This is a genomic window from Marinomonas sp. 63XJN7_9_ISO-PGPR-S23-217 (genome assembly GCF_056173515.1).
On sequence record NZ_CM149678.1, the window covers coordinates 349807 to 368117 of the forward strand.

Genomic DNA, 18311 nt, shown 5'->3' on the forward strand with positions numbered 1-18311 from the left:
TAGGTGTTTTCTAGGAGTCATTTCCATGTTTCTCATCAATTTAGAGCGAGGCATCGCTCGTTTTTCAAATCTACTTGGCGCTATTTCGACCTTATTGTTTATCGCCTTGTTATGTAACGTTTTTTATGACGTATTAATGCGTTATTTGTTCAATGATGTGTCCATTGCCATGCAAGAATTAGAATGGCATTTGTATGCGGCTATTTTCTTGTTGGGGATTCCTTATGGGATTCAACAGGGTGGTCATGTGCGAGTCGATTTGATCTATGAAAACCAACCGATCAAACGTAAAGCATGGATCGATTTGTTTGGCTGTATCTTTTTCTTATTACCTTTCACCTTGCTGGTTGGCTACTACGGTATTGGTTTTGCCCAAGAATCCTTTGCTCTAGGAGAAACCAGTGGCGACCCAGGTGGTTTGCCTTATCGCTGGGTTATTAAAGCGGTTATCCCTTTTGCTTTTTTCTCCATGGCGATCAGTGGGGTGGGCATGATGCTGCGTTCGATTAATGCCATTCGTGGCGTGAGTGAAGAGGGCTTTTCAAACCCTCCTATTCAACATTGATCTTGAGTCCTGTTTTCTGCAGCGATGTCTTGCAGTGCTTGCTCTCTTGTTCTGACGGATTAATAGGTCGTTTATGATTGGTATTATCATGTTTTTCGTTGCCCTAGCAATGCTGATGCTGGGGTTCCCTGTCGCTTTCACCTTTGGTGGGGTCGCCTTAATATTTGGTGTGTTTGCCGAAGGCTTTGACATGTTTGCCTTTATGCCCTTTCGCATACAAAGCTACATGGAAAACACCACCATGATGGCGGTGCCCTTGTTTGTTTTTATGGGCATTGTGTTGCAAAAAACACAGTTGGCAGAACAATTATTAGAAGCCATGGGGAAACTGTTTGGTCGAGTGCGTGGTGGCTTGGCGATTTCGACTATTTTGGTGGGCGCATTATTGGCCGCCTCAACCGGTGTGGTGGGGGCCAGTGTCGTGGCGATGGGGTTGATCTCTTTGCCTGTTATGCTGAAATACAAATACAGCAAATCCCTTGCCTGCGGCACGATTTGCGCCTCAGGTACGCTGGGCCAGATCATTCCTCCCTCAATTATTTTGATTATCTTAGGAGATGTTTTAGGTATTCCTGTAGGGGATTTATTCCATTCGGCAATGTTGCCGGGGGTGGTTCTGATTGGTTGTTATATTGTCTATATTCTGATTCTGACTTTTCTCAAGCCTGATATGGCGCCAGCCATGCCAGAAGAAGACGATGGGGAAACGCGTTCTCAACAAATTGTTAGTGCGTTAAAAGCCATCATTCCTCCTTTGGCGTTGGTGCTGGTGGTATTGGGCTCTATCTTTACGGGGATTGCGACACCGACAGAGTCGTCAGCGTTAGGTGGTATGGGGGCGATTGTATTGGCGTTGCTGTATCGTCAGTTTACTTGGAAGATGCTTTACGACAGTAGTTTAGAAACGGTTAAAGTCACCGCCATGGTGTTTGCTATTTTGATGGGGGCAACCGCCTTCTCGATGGCTTTTAGCTACACTGGTGGTGATCAAATAGTGGAAGAGGTATTGCTCAATCTACCGGGTGAAAAATGGGGCTTTATTATTCTCGCCATGGTTGCGATTATGATCCTTGGATTTTTCATCGATTTTGTGGAAATTGCCTTTATCATTGTGCCGATCTTGGCACCAGTGGCTGAAGCGCTGGGAATCAATATGTTGTGGTTTGCGATTTTGATTGCGATGAATTTGCAGACATCGTTCTTAACACCACCTTTTGGCTTTAGTCTATTCTATTTAAAAGGCGTGGCACCGAGCTCCATTCGGACGATGGATATTTATCGTGGGGTAATTCCCTTTATTTTGATCCAAGTGCTAGTGTTGGCCAGCATAATGGTCTTTCCTGAATGGTATGGAATGGCTTAAGCTCCCTTTAGATAGCGTAAAACGTTGTCTATGAGCTTCAAACCAGCAAACGGGCTAGGTTGTTGTCACTAGCCCGTTTTTTTACGGATCGGCATGATATAAAAAGAATAAGAAGGACGTCTTTGTGGGCTTAAAAAGTAAGATTATCCTTTTAGCAGTCGTCCCTTTGATTGCTTCGACGGTCATCATTATCTACCTCAGTTTGCAATCTGCTAGGGAACTTGCCGACGAGGAATTGTCTATCTATGAATTCAATTTGATTCATGCCAAAAAAGAAGCGCTTAAAAGCCATATCAGTATTGCACTTTCAGCGATTCAACCGATTTTAGACAGTGATACGCTAAGTGATGAAGAGGCCAAGGCGGAAGTAAAAAAAGTGATTAGCCGCCTGCGTTATGGTGAGGATGGTTACTTTTATATTTACAGCAGTACAGGGAAGAATCTCGTTCATCCGACGCAGCCGGAATTGGTAGGGAAAGATCTTTGGGACTTTCAGGATAAGTCGGGTAACTATTTGATCCAGCACCTCTTGGCGGTTGCCAAAACGGGAGGGGGATTTCATCGTTACTTTTGGGAAAAGCCGCCTTATATGGATGTGGAGGAGAAGATTGGTTACGCCGTGATGATTGATCGCTGGCATTGGATGCTGGGAACGGGCTTGTATCTTGGTGATGTCTTTCTCGAATTATCCAAGGCTAAAGCTAATATGGACGCCAACATCCGCCGAAGCTTTTTTTCCGTCAGTGTGGTGGTGACTATCACTGTGATTTTTGTGATTCTATTGGGCTTGGCGATTAACCTTCATGAGCACAAATTAGCGGATTCCAAACTCAAAGTCTTGGTACAGCGTTTTATGCGCTTGCAAGTGAGTGAGCGGCGGCGCTTTTCCCGCGAATTGCACGATGGCATCAATCAGTTACTGGTGTCCTGTAAGTTTCGTATTGAATTGGCTAGCAACAAACTCAACCGTGACCAAGGTAAAGAGGCTATTGAAGGTGAATTACTTAAAGCGGGTGAACTGATAAACCTCACTATCCAAGAAATTCGTCAGATCTCCCATGATCTTAGGCCAACATTGCTGGACGATTTGGGGTTAGATACGGCACTTAGCGCGTTGGTCGACCAATTTAGCGAGCGCACCAAGGTGTCTGTGAACTACTGCTTTGATGTGTCTTGTGGTATTCCTGATGAAATAGAAATTGCCTTATATCGGCTATCTCAAGAAGCCTTAACCAATATCGACAAACATGCCCAAGCCAGCCATGTTTCGCTGCATATCAAGCAGTCACATCAGGATTTGGTGTTCGAATGTCTAGACGATGGTCTTGGTTGTTCTCAGGAATCGGCTTTGTCAAAAGGGATTGGGTTGATCAATATGCGTGAGCGAGTGGCACTTATTGGTGGGGACTTTTTTTTAGCGTCCCAGAAAGGCAAAGGCACAAAAGTCCGTGCTATTTTACCGATAGCGCCTAAAATGGATTAAAAACAATAAGAGACAAGTCATGACAATAAGCACAAGCATTCGAGTGTTGCTGGTGGACGACCATATGTTGGTATTAGACGGTCTTCAGGCTCGTTTAGAATTGGAAGCGGATATTAATATTGTTGGGACGGCTGCGAATGGTTTGGAAGCCTTGGAAAAAGCTAAAGTCTTATCTCCAGATTTGGTGCTAATGGACGTGTCCATGCCTATTTTAAATGGTTTAGAAGCCACAAAACGTTTTCGCAATGAACAGCCGAATATCAAAATTCTGATGCTTAGCATGCATTATGATAAAGAGTATATTCTGTCTGTGATTCAAGCGGGGGCCAATGGCTATGTGCTCAAAGACGTCTCGTCGGAAGAGTTGATACAAGCCATCAATACAGTATATCAAGGGGGCACATACTTTAGTTCAAAAGCGACCGATTTGTTATTTGGTCAATTCTCTTCAGCGCCACAAGAAGAGGAGTCACTGACACCAAGGGAAAGTGCGGTACTCGCTGAAGTAGCGAACGGGTTATCTAACAAAGAAATCGCCCAACAACTTAATATTAGCGTGAGAACGGTAGAAACCCATCGACAAAATATTAAGCGTAAGTTGGATATTCACTCGTCTGCAGGTCTGGTGAAATACGCCATTGAACACAATTTAATTTGATCTTGCGAAAAAGAGGACGGCTATATCGACGATCTAACAGGAAGTTATTCTTTAGAGGGTCGATATAGCGAACTGGATTACGGTTTTAGGCTTTGCTTTCCTCAAAAAGCTGCTTACCTGCTTGTAGTGCGGCCGGATGCAATGCTGGCCCACCTTGTTCAATATAGTCTTTCAGCATGTTTTTCATGCGTCGTGGCCAAAACTTCTTCACATGACCTGCGACAATTGTTGCCACAGCACTTTCATCGCCCGCGCTAATATTATTCTCTGCGATTTGGTTAATCATAGAGATGATACGTTCTTGTTCGTTATGCATAGTTAATTCTCGCTAGACTGAACTCTCATACGAGGCTTGATCGATGATCACTTGACCAGACCTAGCCAACCGCCTCAGCACAGGGTAATGACCGTGTGCCGAAGCGTCTGAGGCTATTGTTTATTCGCCACTAGAGGCACTGGCTTCGGACAAAAGTTTTTGTTGGCGTTGATGGTTCGCCGCGAAATCTTTCTGCCATTCGGACGGTTGAGACACCTTCTCTACCTGTACCGCTGTAACCTTGTATTCAGGACAGTTCGTTGCCCAATCCGAGTTGTCTGTTGTGATCACGTTGGCGCCACTGCCCGGATGGTGGAAGGTGGTGTACACCACCCCAGGTTGCATGCGTTTACTGATATGAGCACGTAACACTGTTTGTCCAGCACGGCTGCTGATGCCTAGCCAGTCTCCTTCGTTAATACCGCGTTCTTCCGCATCATGGGGATGGATTTCTAATTTATCCTCGTGATGCCACACTTGGTTTTCAGTACGACGGGTTTGAGCGCCAACGTTGTATTGGCTCAAAATACGCCCCGTTGTAAGCAAGAGTGGGAAACGACGGCTGGCACGTTCGGACGTTGGAACGAATTCTGTGACAGCAAAGTGGCCTTTGCCTTCCAATGTAGGAAAGCTCTCCACGTGCATGATCGGTGAGCCAATAGGGAACTCATCATTACATGGCCATTGCAAACTGCCGTGTTTGTCTAGTTTCTCGTAGTTCACCCCTGTGAAGGTTGGCGTCAATAGGGCTATCTCATCCATGATTTCCGAGGGATGAGAGTAGCTCATTGGGTAACCTAGGGCATTGGCTAAGTCGACCGTCACTTCCCAATCTTCTTTACCGGATAGCGGTGGCATCACCTTACGAACGCGGTTAATACGACGCTCGGCGTTGGTGAAGGTACCGTTCTTCTCAAGGAAGGTGGAGCCTGGTAGCAGAACATGGGCAAATTTTGCGGTTTCGTTTAGGAAGATGTCCTGCACGATCAAGCAGTCTAATGCACGCAACGCGGCTTCCACGTGTTGGGTATTTGGGTCCGACTGGGCGATGTCTTCCCCTTGTACGTATAAGCCTCGGAAGTGGCCAGCAATGGCCGCATCAAACATATTTGGAATACGCAGGCCTGGCTCATCGTCCAGTGTTACGCCCCAGACTTTTTCAAAGCGACTACGAACCATCGGGTCGGAAACGTGCTGGTAACCTGGTAACTCGTGTGGGAATGACCCCATGTCACAGGAGCCCTGTACGTTATTTTGACCACGAAGTGGGTTGACACCAACGCCTTCGCGGCCAATGTTGCCTGTTGCTAACGCAAGGTTGGCGATCCCCATTACCATGGTGGAGCCTTGGCTGTGTTCGGTGACACCGAGACCGTAGTAAATCGCTGCATTGGGGGCGTTAGCAAAAGTACGGGCAGCTTGACGAATTGACTCTGCAGGTACCCCCGTCACATCCTCAACTGCCTCTGGGGCATTGCGAGATTCGGCAATAAAGGCTCGCCATTTGGCGTAGGCTTCTGGCTCACAGCGTTTGGCAATAAAGTCGGTATCCTCCAAGCCTTCTGTGATGACCACATGGGCCAACGCATTGATAAGCGCCACATTGGTTCCTGGACGCAATGGTAAGTGTACAGAGTCGCCTAGATGCGGTGTCTTAAGAATATCGATTTCTCGTGGGTCGGCAACGATCAAGCTTGCGCCTTGGCGAAGACGGCGGCGCATCAAAGAGCCAAATACTGGGTGAGCATCCGTTGGGTTGGCACCAATGACGAGGACACAGTCGGACTTCATCACTGAATCAAACGTTTGTGTCCCGGCGGATTCCCCAAGGGTTTGTTTGAGGCCGTAACCGGTTGGGCTGTGACAAACACGGGCACAAGTATCTGTGTTGTTATTACCAAAGGCGGCACGAATCAGTTTTTGCACCAAGTAGGTTTCTTCGTTGGTACAACGGGAAGAGGTAATACCGCCGATGCTTTCACGACCGTATTCGTATTGGATAGATTTCAAGCGATTTGCAGCAAAGCCAATGGCTTCTTCCCAGCTCACTTCTTTCCAAGGTTGATCGATAGCGTCACGAATCATGGGGGTGCGGATGCGGTCTTTATGGGTCGCATAACCGAAAGCGAAACGACCTTTGACACAAGAGTGACCGTGGTTTGCATCCCCAGCTTTGTCTGGCACCATGCGCACCAGTTGATCGCCTTTCATTTCGGCTTTAAAGGAACAACCGACACCACAGTACGCGCAGGTGGTGGAAATACTGTGTTCTGGTTGGCCCATTTGAATCAATGAATTTTCAGACAGGGTGGCGGTTGGGCAGGCTTGCACACAGGCACCACAAGACACACACTCTGAATCTAAGAAGTTTTCATTTTGTCCCGCAGCGACTTTGGAATCAAAGCCACGGCCATCAATGGTCAGGGCAAAGGTACCTTGGACTTCTTCACAAGCACGTACACAACGAGAACAGACGATACATTTGCTGGCGTCGAAGGTGAAATAAGGGTTGGAAGTATCTTTTGGGGCGTCCAAATGGTTGGCGCCATCAAAGCCATAACGGACTTCACGAAGTCCTACTGCCCCTGCCATGTCCTGCAATTCACAATCGCCATTGGCAGGACAAGTCAAACAGTCCAGTGGGTGATCGGAAATGTACAATTCCATAATATTGCGACGCAATTTGGCCAATTTTTCATTCTGAGTAGACACCTTCATGCCTTGCTCAGCAGGTGTCGTACAAGAGGCTGGCGTACCGCGACGGCCTTCAATTTGCACGGCACAAAGGCGACAAGAGCCAAAGGCTTCTAGATTGTCTGTGGCGCATAATTTGGGAATATTGATGTCGGCAAGTGCTGCCGCACGCATCACTGAGGTGCCTTCTGGGACGCTGATTTCTAACCCGTCAATTTCCAACGTGACCTGTTTCTCACTTAAAGAAGCTGGCGTACCATAATCTTTATTAGGATCAAAGTGCTGTAACATGACTAGATCTCCTCGGCATTCGTTGTTGACGCGGCGCGCTTAATGAAATCGTCCTTGAAGTGCTTCATCGCACTTTGCACTGGGAATGGCGTCATACCTCCCATCGCACACAACGAACCGTCTACCATGGTTTCACATAGGTCAGATAACAATGTCATATTGCCATCCACATTTTCACCAGAACGAATACGGTCAATGACTTCCACACCTCGGGTGGAACCGATACGGCATGGGGTACATTTACCGCAGGATTCAGCCACACAGAACTCCATCGAGAAGCGCGCTTGCTCGCTCATATCGACGCTGTCGTCAAACATGACCACGCCACCGTGGCCTAATACCGCGCCTTCTTTGGCAAAGGCTTCATAGTCTAATGGGGTGTCCCATTGTGACTCAGGAAGATACGCTCCCAACGGACCGCCGACTTGCACGGCTTTTAGTGGGCGTCCATTACGAGTACCACCGCCGAAGTCGAACATGAGTTCACGCAAGGTAGGGCCAAAGGCCAGCTCGACAAGACCGCCTTGTTTGACGTTGCCCGCTAATTGGAAGGGTAAGGTACCGAGCGAGCGCCCCATGCCATAGTCGGCATAGGCTTGTGCGCCTTTGTCTAAAATAAAAGGCACCGCCGCAAGGGACAGGACGTTGTTTACTACGGTTGGCTGACCGAATAAACCGACAATGGCTGGCAATGGTGGTTTCGCACGTACCAGACCGCGCTTGCCTTCCAAACTTTCGAGCAGGGAGGTTTCTTCACCACAAATGTAAGCGCCAGCGCCCAAACGCACTTCAAGATCAAAGTGTTTGTCGCTGCCTAGAATGCCTGCGCCGAGTAAACTGTTCTCATAGGCGATGGCAATGGCGTCATGGAGCGTCTTGAACGCCAATGGGTATTCCGAACGTAGATAGATGTACCCCTGCGTTGCGCCAACGGCCAAGCCAGCGATGGTCATGCCTTCAATCAGCATAAAGGGATCGCATTCCATCACTAAGCGGTCGGCAAAGGTGCCAGAATCGCCTTCGTCGGCGTTACAAACAACGTATTTTTGTTCAGCAGGAGCGTCTAAAACGGTTTGCCATTTGATACCCGTTGGAAAAGCTGCACCACCTCGACCACGCAAGCCGGATGCTTTGATCTCATCAACAAGGGGTTGAGCATCCATCGCTAAGGCATTCTTCAGGCCGCGATAGCCTTCTTTTGCTTGGTAATCAGCTAGAGAAAGTGGGTCAATAACTCCCGCGCGAGCAAAGGTTAAGCGCTGCTGTTGTTTTAGATAAGGAATATCTTCCACTAGACCAAGTGCCAGAGGATGCACCACATCACCGCGCCAGAATTCGGCGTCAAACAAAGAGTCAATATCCGCTTCTTTTACAGGGCCAAAACCAAAGCGACCTTGCTTAGTTTCTACTTCAATAAGCGGCTCTAGCCAATACAAGGCGCGGGTGCCGTTACGTTTGATCGACAAATCCACTTTGCGCTCATTGGCAGTTGCGGCCAGCAATTTGGTAAGACGATCTGCCCCTAGCGCTTTTGCGGTGGTGTCGGAAGGTACATGAATACAAAAAGTCATTATTGCACCTCCAAGCGATCGGTTTTCAGATTGTCGACCAATTCATCAAAACGCTGAGTGTCGACATCGGCGTAGATTTCATCGCCCACCCGAACAGATGGACCACAGCTGCAATTGCCTAAGCAATAAACCGGTTCAAGGGTAATGTTGTTGTCGGGGGTGGTTTGATGGTAGTCCACGCCCAACATACTTTTAGCGTAGGCTTCTAAGCGACGTGCCCCAAGCGCTTGGCACGCTTCTGCACGGCAGAGCTCGACTACATGGCGTCCCGGTTGTTTCGTGCGAAAGTGATGGTAGAAACTGATCACACCATGTATTTCCGCTCGGGTTTGCTTGAGGGCGCTGGCGATTAAGCCGACGGCCTCTTCAGGAATATAAGAAAAGCGCTCTTGAATAGCATGAAGAAGGGGTAAAAGAGCGCCTGGTTTGGACTTAAACTCTTCAATAATGGTTTGCGCGATGGCAGGATCCCAAGTTACAACTCTCGGTGTAGTCATTATTATAATTCCTCCTACCGCCTAAACACGGAAATCATCGTTAGGCAGAAGCGTTACTTTAATATAGTGCCCATCAAGACGTAGACACATGTTAGCGCTTGGATCAACATGGTGCTTTCACCAGCGCGGCAACCTGCACATAACTGGGAATGATCGCTACTCAGGCAGCCTTTATTAGACCAATTACGGCGCTCAGGATCGCACATTCACTGATCTTTCTCTTATCTTATTACGACATATTTGACGAAATGGCGGCCATCTAAAGGGAGAAACAGACAAATCATGTGTCCACCATTTTTACGTGAATGTCGCGTTTCTAATATTGGACTCAATTGCTAAATTTGGCAAATGACGATCTTGGTTCATGAGCGTTTGCACGGTTTAACCTCATTATTAAACGCTCAAATCCACTAAATGATGTAGGTAGTGGGTATCAATGGTAGGTGTGAAGGAAAGTATGGCGTTACTGGGTAACGCCACCGTGTTTTTAATCCGTGTCGCCGTCTTTATTGGCGATATTTTGCAAAATATCTTTTGAATTAGCATAGTTGTCGAATAAGGTTGTGGCTTCTTCCAATGCTTTAAAACAGTCTACTGACATCATCACAACGGCTGGTTCGTTCCCTCTGTCTATCATGATGGGTGTTTGGCTATCGCACACCTTTTTCATCATGGTGTCTAAATTGGTCTGTAGTGCTGAAGCAGTAACTAACTCCATCTGTGTCTCCGTAACTATGCTGTTTGTTATTCATAAGAATGGAAGACGATTGCTTATTTATCAATGAAGCGCATAAGAGTTTTGATGTATTTTTGTACAAAATTGAATGGTATGTTTAGATCTATGTGGACTCACCCTACGTCACTTCTTTTAAGCAGATAGCGTTAGCAACAATGATCATAGAAAGGTAAGGATACGAAGAATGGGCATTAACTTTAGAGAAAAAGTTCGTTCCAATCGCTTGCATAACAGCCAGGATTCAAGCGATCAAGAAATAGCCGCTTTATGGCATTTTGAAAGTGATCGGGGGCGTATTATCAATTCGGCCGCGATTCGCCGTTTGCAGCAGAAAACCCAAGTGTTTCCTTTAGAGCGTAATGCTGCTGTACGCAGTCGTTTGACCCACTCAATGGAAGTGCAACAGGTGGGACGGTACATTAGTCAGTTGGTGTTTCAGAGTTTATCGAAAGACAAGGGAAAACTAGAAGAATATGGACTAGCAGGATTAGACCGCCAATTTGAATCCATCGTCGAGATGTCTTGTCTGATGCATGATGTGGGTAACCCACCCTTCGGTCACTTTGGCGAAGACACCATGATCAAATGGTTTGAGAAACATACAAGCCAATTTCTTAAGCGTTTTATGCCAGATACTAACGACTCAGACATCAAACTCAACGACGAACTAACCGCGCTAAAACGTGACATATGTAACTTTGAAGGTAACGCTCAAGCGATTCGTTTGGTTCACAGTTTACTTGCGCTCAACCTTACCTACAGCCAATTGTCTGGCATTATGAAATACACTCGTCGTGGTGATACGCCCAAACCAGACAAAGATTACCTACAGAAAAAGGTCGGCTTTTATTTGAGTGAAGCGCCCTTTATCAAGGTATTAAGAGAAGCGTTAAACATTCAAGAAGGAAGGCGCTCTCCCTTTGCCTACATCATGGAAGCCGCTGATGATATTTCTTATGGTGTGGCAGACATCGAAGATGCCGAAGAGAAAGGCATTTTATCCATTGCCGATTTGCCAAATATTTTGCGTGAAGAGTTTATCAATACTTGCCAATCTGATGATTTCAAACTGCCAGTCAATCAGATAATGGAAGACATTATTGACTCTGCCAAATCAATGTATCGACAAAACAAAATCGACAGTATGTTCTTCGTTGGGCTGCGTGTAGGTATCAATAAAGAACTGCCTAAATACGCTTGTAAACGTTTTATCGACAATATCGATACCATCTTCCATGGCTCCTTTAATAACGCACGGATTGAAGATGGTAGCTATCATCACGCCGTGGTTGAAACACTCAAAACCGTCGCTCGAAAATACGCCTTCAGCACGCCAGAAGTAGAAGGGCAAGAGCTACAAGGCTATCGAATCATCAATGGTTTACTGGATATTTATGCCCCATTGCTCAAACTAGACAGAGCCAGCTTTAACAAGGTTCTAGACAACGATAAAAAAGCGCCAGCTTACGAAGCGAGAGTATTTAGAAAACTCTCACAAAAACACATTCGCGCCTACCGATCCGCCATAGAAGACAAAACTCTGACTGACTTCAAAGCCCATTTCACAGGCAGCCAACTTGAATCCATCAGTGATGATGTGTGGGAGTTCTACTTCCGTTGTCGTCTCATTCAAGACTACATCAGCGGCATGACAGACCAATTCGCCTACGACGAATATCGCGCTTTACATGTGATTGGTTAGAAAGGAGGCAAGGTAGTACAAGGTATCGGAGAGGCCGCGCTTTAGCGCGACTTGGGTTTGTCGTTGGGATAAATCCTACCCACAAAAGTTCGTGGAGCTGAGGTCAGGTAGGTCGAGATTTATCTCGACAATAACCGTTAGACTAAAGTCTACATAAACAACTTGGTTTTAGCGAAATAGATCGTGTAGTCTGTTTGCTCAAGCCTTTGAGAGGATAAATATCATGATGATCAAGCAAGTCGGCCCAACCAAAATACAACCCAAGCACAAAGCCAGCTGTCATTGTGGTGCGATTGAATTGGAATTAACTCTGCCTAATGGCATTGAAAACCCCAGACGTTGTGATTGTTCTATTTGTCGTCGTAAGGGTGCCATTGTGGCTTCCGTCACATTGGATAACCTGCGTATCGTCAAAGGCCATGATGTATTAAAGCTTTACCAATTTAATACCCACACCGCTAAACATTTTTTCTGTTCAAACTGTGGTATTTACACCCACCATCAACGTCGATCCGCCCCTACACAATATGGCTACAATATCGGCTGCTTAGAAGGTGTTAATCCTTATGATCTTGGTGACGTCGTAGTAAACGATGGTGTGAACCATCCGGCTGATGATAAAGTCTAATCTGGAAAGCTTCCTAAGCGTTACAGTAACTCAGTACAGGGAAGGTACTAATGAAAAATGACATAATAGTCCATGATTCAGACTTCATTAACCCATACCCACCATTTCAGTATGTAATGTGTTTTTTAATCACGACTATCTTAAGTATTTTTACAATATCCATTAGTTTTGCCGATATTGGAGAGAGCTTAAACATAGATTCAGACATTTCTTTTATAGGAAGTATGTTGATAGGGCTTCTCTGTTTTATGTTTGTCAATCTGAAAATTGCTTGGGGACACCACTCTTATATAATAATATTAAAGCTTTTTTATGGTATTACTTTATTGTTAACCCTGATCAATACAGGCGTTAACTTTACAACAATAGCAGAGATATCTAACGAGCAATATGTGAGATTAATATCTGTATCAGTCAGTATTATTGCGCTTTTTATACTTTACTCTGAGACATACTTTGGCTTTGTCACTTATCGAAAACACCATATTCGTGTTATGTATAAATTGTGTGATGGTAAACCACTGGAAGAAATTAAGGTCGAAGACTGATTTCCCCTATGATCTTAGTGAGGTTATGGTAAACAGTAGCGTTAATCTCCTAGCTAATAGAGGTAACGAGTGAGTCAAAATACTTTACCAGATCATGAGTGTCCACATCGTTGTGCATGGGCCGACTCCGCGCCGGATTTCCCCCATTATCATGATAACGAGTGGGGTTTCCCCGTCGCAGATGATCGGCGTTTGTTTGAAAAGCTCTGTCTGGAAACCTTTCAATCCGGCCTGAGTTGGCGAACCATTCTGAGTAAACGAGAGAATTTTCGTTCAGCCTTTGCGCAATTCGACTTCCATAAAATGGCGCAGTTTGGCGAGCAAGAAATCGCCGAGTTGCTTAACAATGAAGGCATCGTTCGTAATAAACGAAAAATCCTCGCGGTCATCAACAACGCCAAACGTGCCCTAGAAATGGTCGATCAAGAAGGTTCTTTAGCTACGTTTATCTGGCGTTATGAACCCGATGAAAACTCCCTTCCTCCATCCGAAACTCAAACCACCTGCGCAGAATCCATTGCGCTTTCCAAAGAGCTCAAAAAACGCGGCTGGCAATTTGTCGGCCCAACCACCCTGTACGCCTTTATGCAATCCATGGGACTCATCAATGACCATGCAGAACACTGTTTTATGCGAGAAGAAGTTGATCGAGCGAGGAAAGGGTTTGTGAGGCCATGAAAAACATCCATGCGATGTGATCATTTTTGAGTATGAATCACGGCTTTTAAGCCAAAGTTAAGGGATTTAAGCACCTTTACTATGGTATCGAATTGCGGCCGAGAACCGGATCGCAGGGCTTTGTAAAGACTTTCGCGTCCTAACCCGCTGTCTTTAGCTATCTGCGTCATGCCTCGCGCTTTGGCAATATGGCCAAGAGCATGAATGAGCTCATCGGTATCACCATCCTCAAGCACCATAGATAAATAAGCAGCAATATCTTCGTCTGTACGAAGTTGTTCAGCCATATCAAAGTCGGTCAATTCTTTTATTGAAGTCATGTCGTTTCATTCAGTTTTATAGCTCGCTGTTTAGCCAATTCTATGTCTCTGCTTTGCGTCGATTTATTGCCACCAGCCAACGTTATGATCAAAGTCGTCCCTCGTTGGACGTAATACATTCTCCAGCCTGGTCCATAATGCTCTCATTTCATACAAGCCATCACCTATAGGCTTAACATCGCCAAGTAATCCACGTGATGCCTTTTCTAGGCGGCGGGCTAAACGAATTCTAGTCGAGTGATCTTTTAGCCGACGCAGCCAAAGGTTGAACTCATCCGTGAGTTTAATATCATACATAAAACAACCATACTGTATCCATTTGAATACAGTATGGTTGTTTTTTAACCTAATCTCAATGTTTTTTACATTCATGCAAGCCATGGGACTCATCAACGGCCATGCAGAACACTGTTTTATGCGGGAGAGGGTAGATCGAGCGAGAAAGGTATTTCGTCGCCCCTAATTTGCTCTGCTTTATGAACGATTTACTGTTCAATATCCCTTTTTTGATTAAATACCCTAAAGACTAGATGGATCTATTTGTAGGTTAATATAAACTCTCATTTTTGAGTAAAAAATGCACAAATAACGTGCATTATATGAAGTGATGTTTCAACTTGGTTCGTTTTTATTTTTGTAAAATGTTCTTAAAAACAATTTTATCGTTTACTCAATATTGACACTTATTGCTGAATAGTCAGGCTTTTTCTGGGACTTTTTATGAGAGGGCCCTATTTTTCCCTTTTCTCATTTCGTTCTATTTTGCTTGACCATTTGGTTGGCATTGTTTTTGAATGGTTAAAAAGTAGACAGATAGGTTATATCGCAAGACTCTCACAAGAATAAAATAAAAAGAGGAAGACGACATGCAAGATCGCAAATCGCTTTTCGTCGCCAGTGGATTGCTGGTTAATGGGCTTCTAATCAGTCAGCTTGTTCACGCCTCGACGGTGGAATTTTGGACGGCGCAGACTCAGTCTGATCGCATGCAGACGATTGAATTGCTTGCGAGCACTTTCGAAGCCCTCAACGATGGTATTATCGTGAAAGTGGTGCCAGTAGATGAAAATGAAATGGCCACGCAAATGGCAGCTGCCGTAGCGGCGGGTACCACGCCGCAGCTTATAGAAGTCAATTCTGAAATCATAATGTCTTTGGGAGAAGAGGGCATTGTCGATACCAAAACCCATAAAGCGGTGGTCAATGACATTGGGAAAGGTAAGTTTAATCAAGGGGCATTAACCATGTTAACGTCTCCCGATGGTGAGTATTATGGATTGCCATACCATGGTTGGATTCAAGGCATTTGGTATCGTAAAGATTGGTTTGATAAAAAAGGGCTTGCTACGCCGAATACTTGGGAGAACATTGAAAAAGCCGCCAAGGCATTGACCGATAAAGCCCATAATCAATACGGCATTTTAGTGGGCACGAAACAGGATAGTTATACGGAGCAAGTCTTCACACAATTGGCCTTATCTAATAATGCCAGCGAATTTGATGCCAAAGGCAATCTTGTCTTCAATAGCCCCGCCACCTTAGAAACCCTTAAATTCTACAAAAAACTCGCTCAATACAATCCGCCAGGGCCGCAAAACTGGCGTGCTCGAGATTATTACCTGCAAGGTAAAATGGGCATGTTCTTCTACTCCACTTATATTATGGACGATTTGGCATTAGCCAAAGTGGCTCAAAGTTCTCTTTCTGCCGATCACTTTAAGGAACTCACCGGGGGAACCTTTGATCCTAATCTGGTGAAAAATACCGGATTCGTGCCCATCATCACCCATAAAAGTTCCGCCTCCTATGGCACCCTTTCCGGGTTGGTGGCGTTAAAAACGAATAATACAGAGCAAGCCAACGCCACCAAAAAATTCATCGAGTTCATGTATGAACCGGACTCTTACATCACCTTTTTACACATGGCACCAGGTGGTATGAACCCCATGATCAAAGGCATTGCCGAGGATCCCGCTTACTTAGATGATCCCAATGGGGTGTTTAAACTCTATGGGCCGAAGAAGATGGAGCAAATAGCCTCAGGCTTTGATGACATCCGTTCTTTTGCTGTTGTAAAAGGCAAAACCTTTCCTGCTTCGGGCGCTATTTTTGCAAAGTCTGTGATTCCTCGCATGGTCTATGACGTAACCATCAAAGGAGAAGATCCGCAAAAAGCATTGGATCAAGCGACGGCTGAAATGAAGGCCATTATTGCTGAATAAGATCCACCTAGCCTCCCGCTTACTTGCAAATAGAGGGCAAGGGGAGGATTAGGGTGGGCTTAATGTAAAGAAGGGAAGTCGATATGTCTTCTGTATTAGTCAGAAAAGAAGCACAGCTTGGCCTTAAACTGGTGGCTCCCGCAGTAGGGATTATTGCGTTACTGGTTGTTTATCCCATTGGGTTTAATATCTATCTGAGTTTTTTTGACGTTCAGCTCAATGGTGATAAACACTTTGTGGGGCTAACAAACTATAGCGATTTGCTGAGCAATCCTCGTTATTACCATTCCGTCGGTGTGTCGGTGATATATCTGCTTGGTACCGTTGCAGGCACGACCCTTCTTGGTTTAGCGGCCGCAGTGTTAATGAATCAAACGTTTCATTTTCGCAACCTAGCCCGAGGTTTGATCTTATTACCGTATTTTGCGCCTGTGATCAGCGTGGTGTTTGGCTGGCAGTTTATTTTCGACCCAGTGAATGGCATTTATAACCATGTGGTGGTGGATGTTCTACATCTAACGGATACGCGCCGCAACCTGATTGGCAACCCTGATACAGCCCTTTTTGTGGTGATTGTGTTTGATATTTGGAAGCATTTTCCCATTGCCTATCTTTTGTTTCTCGCTAAATTGCAAAGCGTTCCCAAAGATTTGTATGAAGCCGCTGCAATCGATGGACAAAATGCTTGGGGACGATTTTGGCATGTGACCTTACCGGAACTCAGGTTTGTTATTGCCACTGTTATTTTATTGCGTGTTATATGGAACCTTAACCGTTTTGAAGATGTTTATTTACTTGCTCCGAACGTGGAAACCTTGCCCATTTTTACCTATTACCAAGCCTTTGCTGGGATTGTTGATCAAGGTATTGCTGCGACCATCTCGGTGATTCAATTGCTCGTGCTGGTCGGCTTAATCTGGCTGTATGTTCGTAAGGTGTTGAAATGGTAAAGAGTTATATAAGTATCAATAAATTATTATAAACACATGCAGAGAAGCAGGTGAGAAGATGAATAAACGTACATTGATTCAGTCCATCATTTTGTATTCTATGGTACTTGCCCTAGTGATCTTTTGCGTGTTTCCGTTTGTACAGATTTTATCCACATCGTTAAAAGATCCCATTGATTGGGGGAACCCCTCCTTGATTCCTCGAGTGCTTCATTTGGAGGCTTACAAAGAACTGCTTGGTCTTATGCCTCCTAAAACCGTCGAAGTCCCCGCAAGTATCCAACGTTTACTGAGTAACCCAGCGTTATCGGAAGCCAAGCGTCAGATGTTGCTAGAAAAGTTCAGTTCCGGTGGGGATGTATTTAACTTTGGTCGTTACATGCTTAATACTTTTGTTATCTCTTTTGTGACAGGGATTTGTTCGACTTTACTGGCCTCACTTGCGGCTTATGCCATCGCTCGTTTACGCTTTCCGGGTCAATCCGCCATGGCGAACGGTGTCTTGTTTGTCTATATGGTCGGTGGCGTGTTGCTCATGGTGCCATTGTATCAAATGAGTGTGAACCTTGGGTTAGCGGGTAGTATATGGGGCACGATTCTTAGTCTGTTTTTGATCTATTTAATTCAAACTTTACCCGTTGCCATGTACATGCTGGGTAACTATTTCCGTGGTATTCCTTTTTCCCTTGAAGAGGCCGCGATGATGGATGGTTGCTCAAGAGTGGAAGCCTTTTGGCGAATCGTTCTCCCTCTGTCGAAACCCATGTTATTCACCGTCTTCATTTACTGTTTTGTTATCGCTTGGAATGAATACTTATTCGCCTCTGTGTTTCTTAAGCAATACCAAGATTTCCAAACCTTACCCTTAGCGCTGCAAACCTTATTTACCTCAAAAAATGCCATATGGGATCGTATTATGGCGGCGTCCATATTGACCTTATTGCCCGTCGTGATCTGTTTTATGCTCGCTAATCGTCAGCTTTCTGGCGGGTTAACGGAAGGGGGAGTAAAAGGCTAAAGATGACGATTGGGCTGGCAAATACTTTGTTAAAAATGGATTTGTCTTTGTTTAGCTCATTACGTTCTATT

18 protein-coding genes are annotated in these 18311 nt (G+C 45.3%); 11 read left to right on the forward strand and 7 right to left on the reverse strand.

Annotated features, from left to right (window positions below; genetic code table 11):
* The first annotated feature begins 25 nt into the window (after positions 1-25).
* From AC0VYI_RS01615 to AC0VYI_RS01630, 4 genes are all read left to right on the forward strand, one after another.
* Complete coding sequence (locus AC0VYI_RS01615; RefSeq protein WP_475446862.1) at positions 26-565, forward strand: TRAP transporter small permease subunit; 540 nt, start codon at positions 26-28, stop codon at positions 563-565.
* A gap of 73 nt (positions 566-638) precedes the next feature.
* On the forward strand, positions 639-1928 hold the full coding sequence (locus AC0VYI_RS01620) for a TRAP transporter large permease (protein WP_475446864.1): 1290 nt from the start codon (positions 639-641) through the stop codon (positions 1926-1928).
* Between the two features lie 124 nt (positions 1929-2052).
* On the forward strand, positions 2053-3411 hold the full coding sequence (locus tag AC0VYI_RS01625) for a cache domain-containing protein (protein WP_475446866.1): 1359 nt from the start codon (positions 2053-2055) through the stop codon (positions 3409-3411).
* Between the two features lie 19 nt (positions 3412-3430).
* Positions 3431-4069 (forward strand): response regulator transcription factor, encoded by a 639-nt coding sequence (locus AC0VYI_RS01630; RefSeq protein WP_475446867.1) that lies wholly within the window; start codon positions 3431-3433, stop codon positions 4067-4069.
* Between the two features lie 85 nt (positions 4070-4154).
* Here the strand turns inward: AC0VYI_RS01630 and AC0VYI_RS01635 are convergent, their stop codons facing one another.
* The 5 genes from AC0VYI_RS01635 to AC0VYI_RS01655 form a co-directional block, all read right to left on the reverse strand.
* Positions 4155-4385, reverse strand: coding sequence for a formate dehydrogenase subunit delta (locus tag AC0VYI_RS01635; protein WP_067012291.1), 231 nt, complete (start codon positions 4383-4385; stop codon positions 4155-4157).
* A 120-nt stretch (positions 4386-4505) separates the two neighbouring features.
* Positions 4506-7370 (reverse strand): formate dehydrogenase subunit alpha, encoded by a 2865-nt coding sequence (gene fdhF, locus AC0VYI_RS01640; RefSeq protein WP_475446869.1) that lies wholly within the window; start codon positions 7368-7370, stop codon positions 4506-4508.
* A gap of 2 nt (positions 7371-7372) precedes the next feature.
* Positions 7373-8941, reverse strand: a complete 1569-nt coding sequence (locus AC0VYI_RS01645) for a formate dehydrogenase beta subunit (RefSeq protein WP_475446871.1) — start codon at positions 8939-8941, stop codon at positions 7373-7375.
* The gene (locus AC0VYI_RS01650; RefSeq protein ID WP_475446873.1) at positions 8941-9438 is read right to left on the reverse strand and encodes a formate dehydrogenase subunit gamma; all 498 of its coding nucleotides are present in this window, start codon (positions 9436-9438) and stop codon (positions 8941-8943) included. The genes AC0VYI_RS01645 and AC0VYI_RS01650 overlap by 1 nt, the downstream gene beginning before the upstream one ends.
* Before the next feature lie 487 nt (positions 9439-9925).
* Entirely contained in the window at positions 9926-10156 is a 231-nt protein-coding gene (locus tag AC0VYI_RS01655; RefSeq protein ID WP_475446875.1) for a type II toxin-antitoxin system Phd/YefM family antitoxin, read from the reverse strand.
* Between the two features lie 202 nt (positions 10157-10358).
* Here AC0VYI_RS01655 and dgt point away from each other — a divergent pair, with 202 nt between their 5' ends.
* From dgt to AC0VYI_RS01675, 4 genes are all read left to right on the forward strand, one after another.
* Complete coding sequence (gene dgt / locus AC0VYI_RS01660; protein ID WP_475446877.1) at positions 10359-11876, forward strand: dGTPase; 1518 nt, start codon at positions 10359-10361, stop codon at positions 11874-11876.
* A gap of 223 nt (positions 11877-12099) precedes the next feature.
* The gene (locus tag AC0VYI_RS01665) at positions 12100-12504 is read left to right on the forward strand and encodes a GFA family protein (protein ID WP_475446878.1); all 405 of its coding nucleotides are present in this window, start codon (positions 12100-12102) and stop codon (positions 12502-12504) included.
* A gap of 50 nt (positions 12505-12554) precedes the next feature.
* Entirely contained in the window at positions 12555-13052 is a 498-nt protein-coding gene (locus AC0VYI_RS01670; protein ID WP_475446880.1) for a hypothetical protein, read from the forward strand.
* 69 nt (positions 13053-13121) lie between these two features.
* Positions 13122-13730, forward strand: a complete 609-nt coding sequence (locus AC0VYI_RS01675) for a DNA-3-methyladenine glycosylase I (RefSeq protein ID WP_475446882.1) — start codon at positions 13122-13124, stop codon at positions 13728-13730.
* Between the two features lie 20 nt (positions 13731-13750).
* On the opposite strand, the gene AC0VYI_RS01680 is transcribed toward AC0VYI_RS01675, so the two are convergent.
* The gene (locus AC0VYI_RS01680) at positions 13751-14050 is read right to left on the reverse strand and encodes an addiction module antidote protein (protein WP_475446884.1); all 300 of its coding nucleotides are present in this window, start codon (positions 14048-14050) and stop codon (positions 13751-13753) included.
* A gap of 63 nt (positions 14051-14113) precedes the next feature.
* On the reverse strand, positions 14114-14347 hold the full coding sequence (locus AC0VYI_RS01685; protein WP_475446887.1) for a hypothetical protein: 234 nt from the start codon (positions 14345-14347) through the stop codon (positions 14114-14116).
* A gap of 569 nt (positions 14348-14916) precedes the next feature.
* Here AC0VYI_RS01685 and AC0VYI_RS01690 point away from each other — a divergent pair.
* The 3 genes from AC0VYI_RS01690 to AC0VYI_RS01700 all read left to right on the forward strand — a co-directional run bounded on the left by AC0VYI_RS01690 (position 14917) and on the right by AC0VYI_RS01700 (position 18240).
* Positions 14917-16272 (forward strand): ABC transporter substrate-binding protein, encoded by a 1356-nt coding sequence (locus tag AC0VYI_RS01690; RefSeq protein ID WP_475446888.1) that lies wholly within the window; start codon positions 14917-14919, stop codon positions 16270-16272.
* Positions 16273-16355: 83 nt separating this feature from the next.
* The gene (locus AC0VYI_RS01695; RefSeq protein ID WP_475446890.1) at positions 16356-17222 is read left to right on the forward strand and encodes a carbohydrate ABC transporter permease; all 867 of its coding nucleotides are present in this window, start codon (positions 16356-16358) and stop codon (positions 17220-17222) included.
* Between the two features lie 58 nt (positions 17223-17280).
* Positions 17281-18240: a carbohydrate ABC transporter permease gene (locus tag AC0VYI_RS01700; protein WP_475430595.1), complete on the forward strand. Its 960-nt coding sequence runs from the start codon at positions 17281-17283 to the stop codon at positions 18238-18240.
* Positions 18241-18311 lie beyond the last annotated feature (71 nt).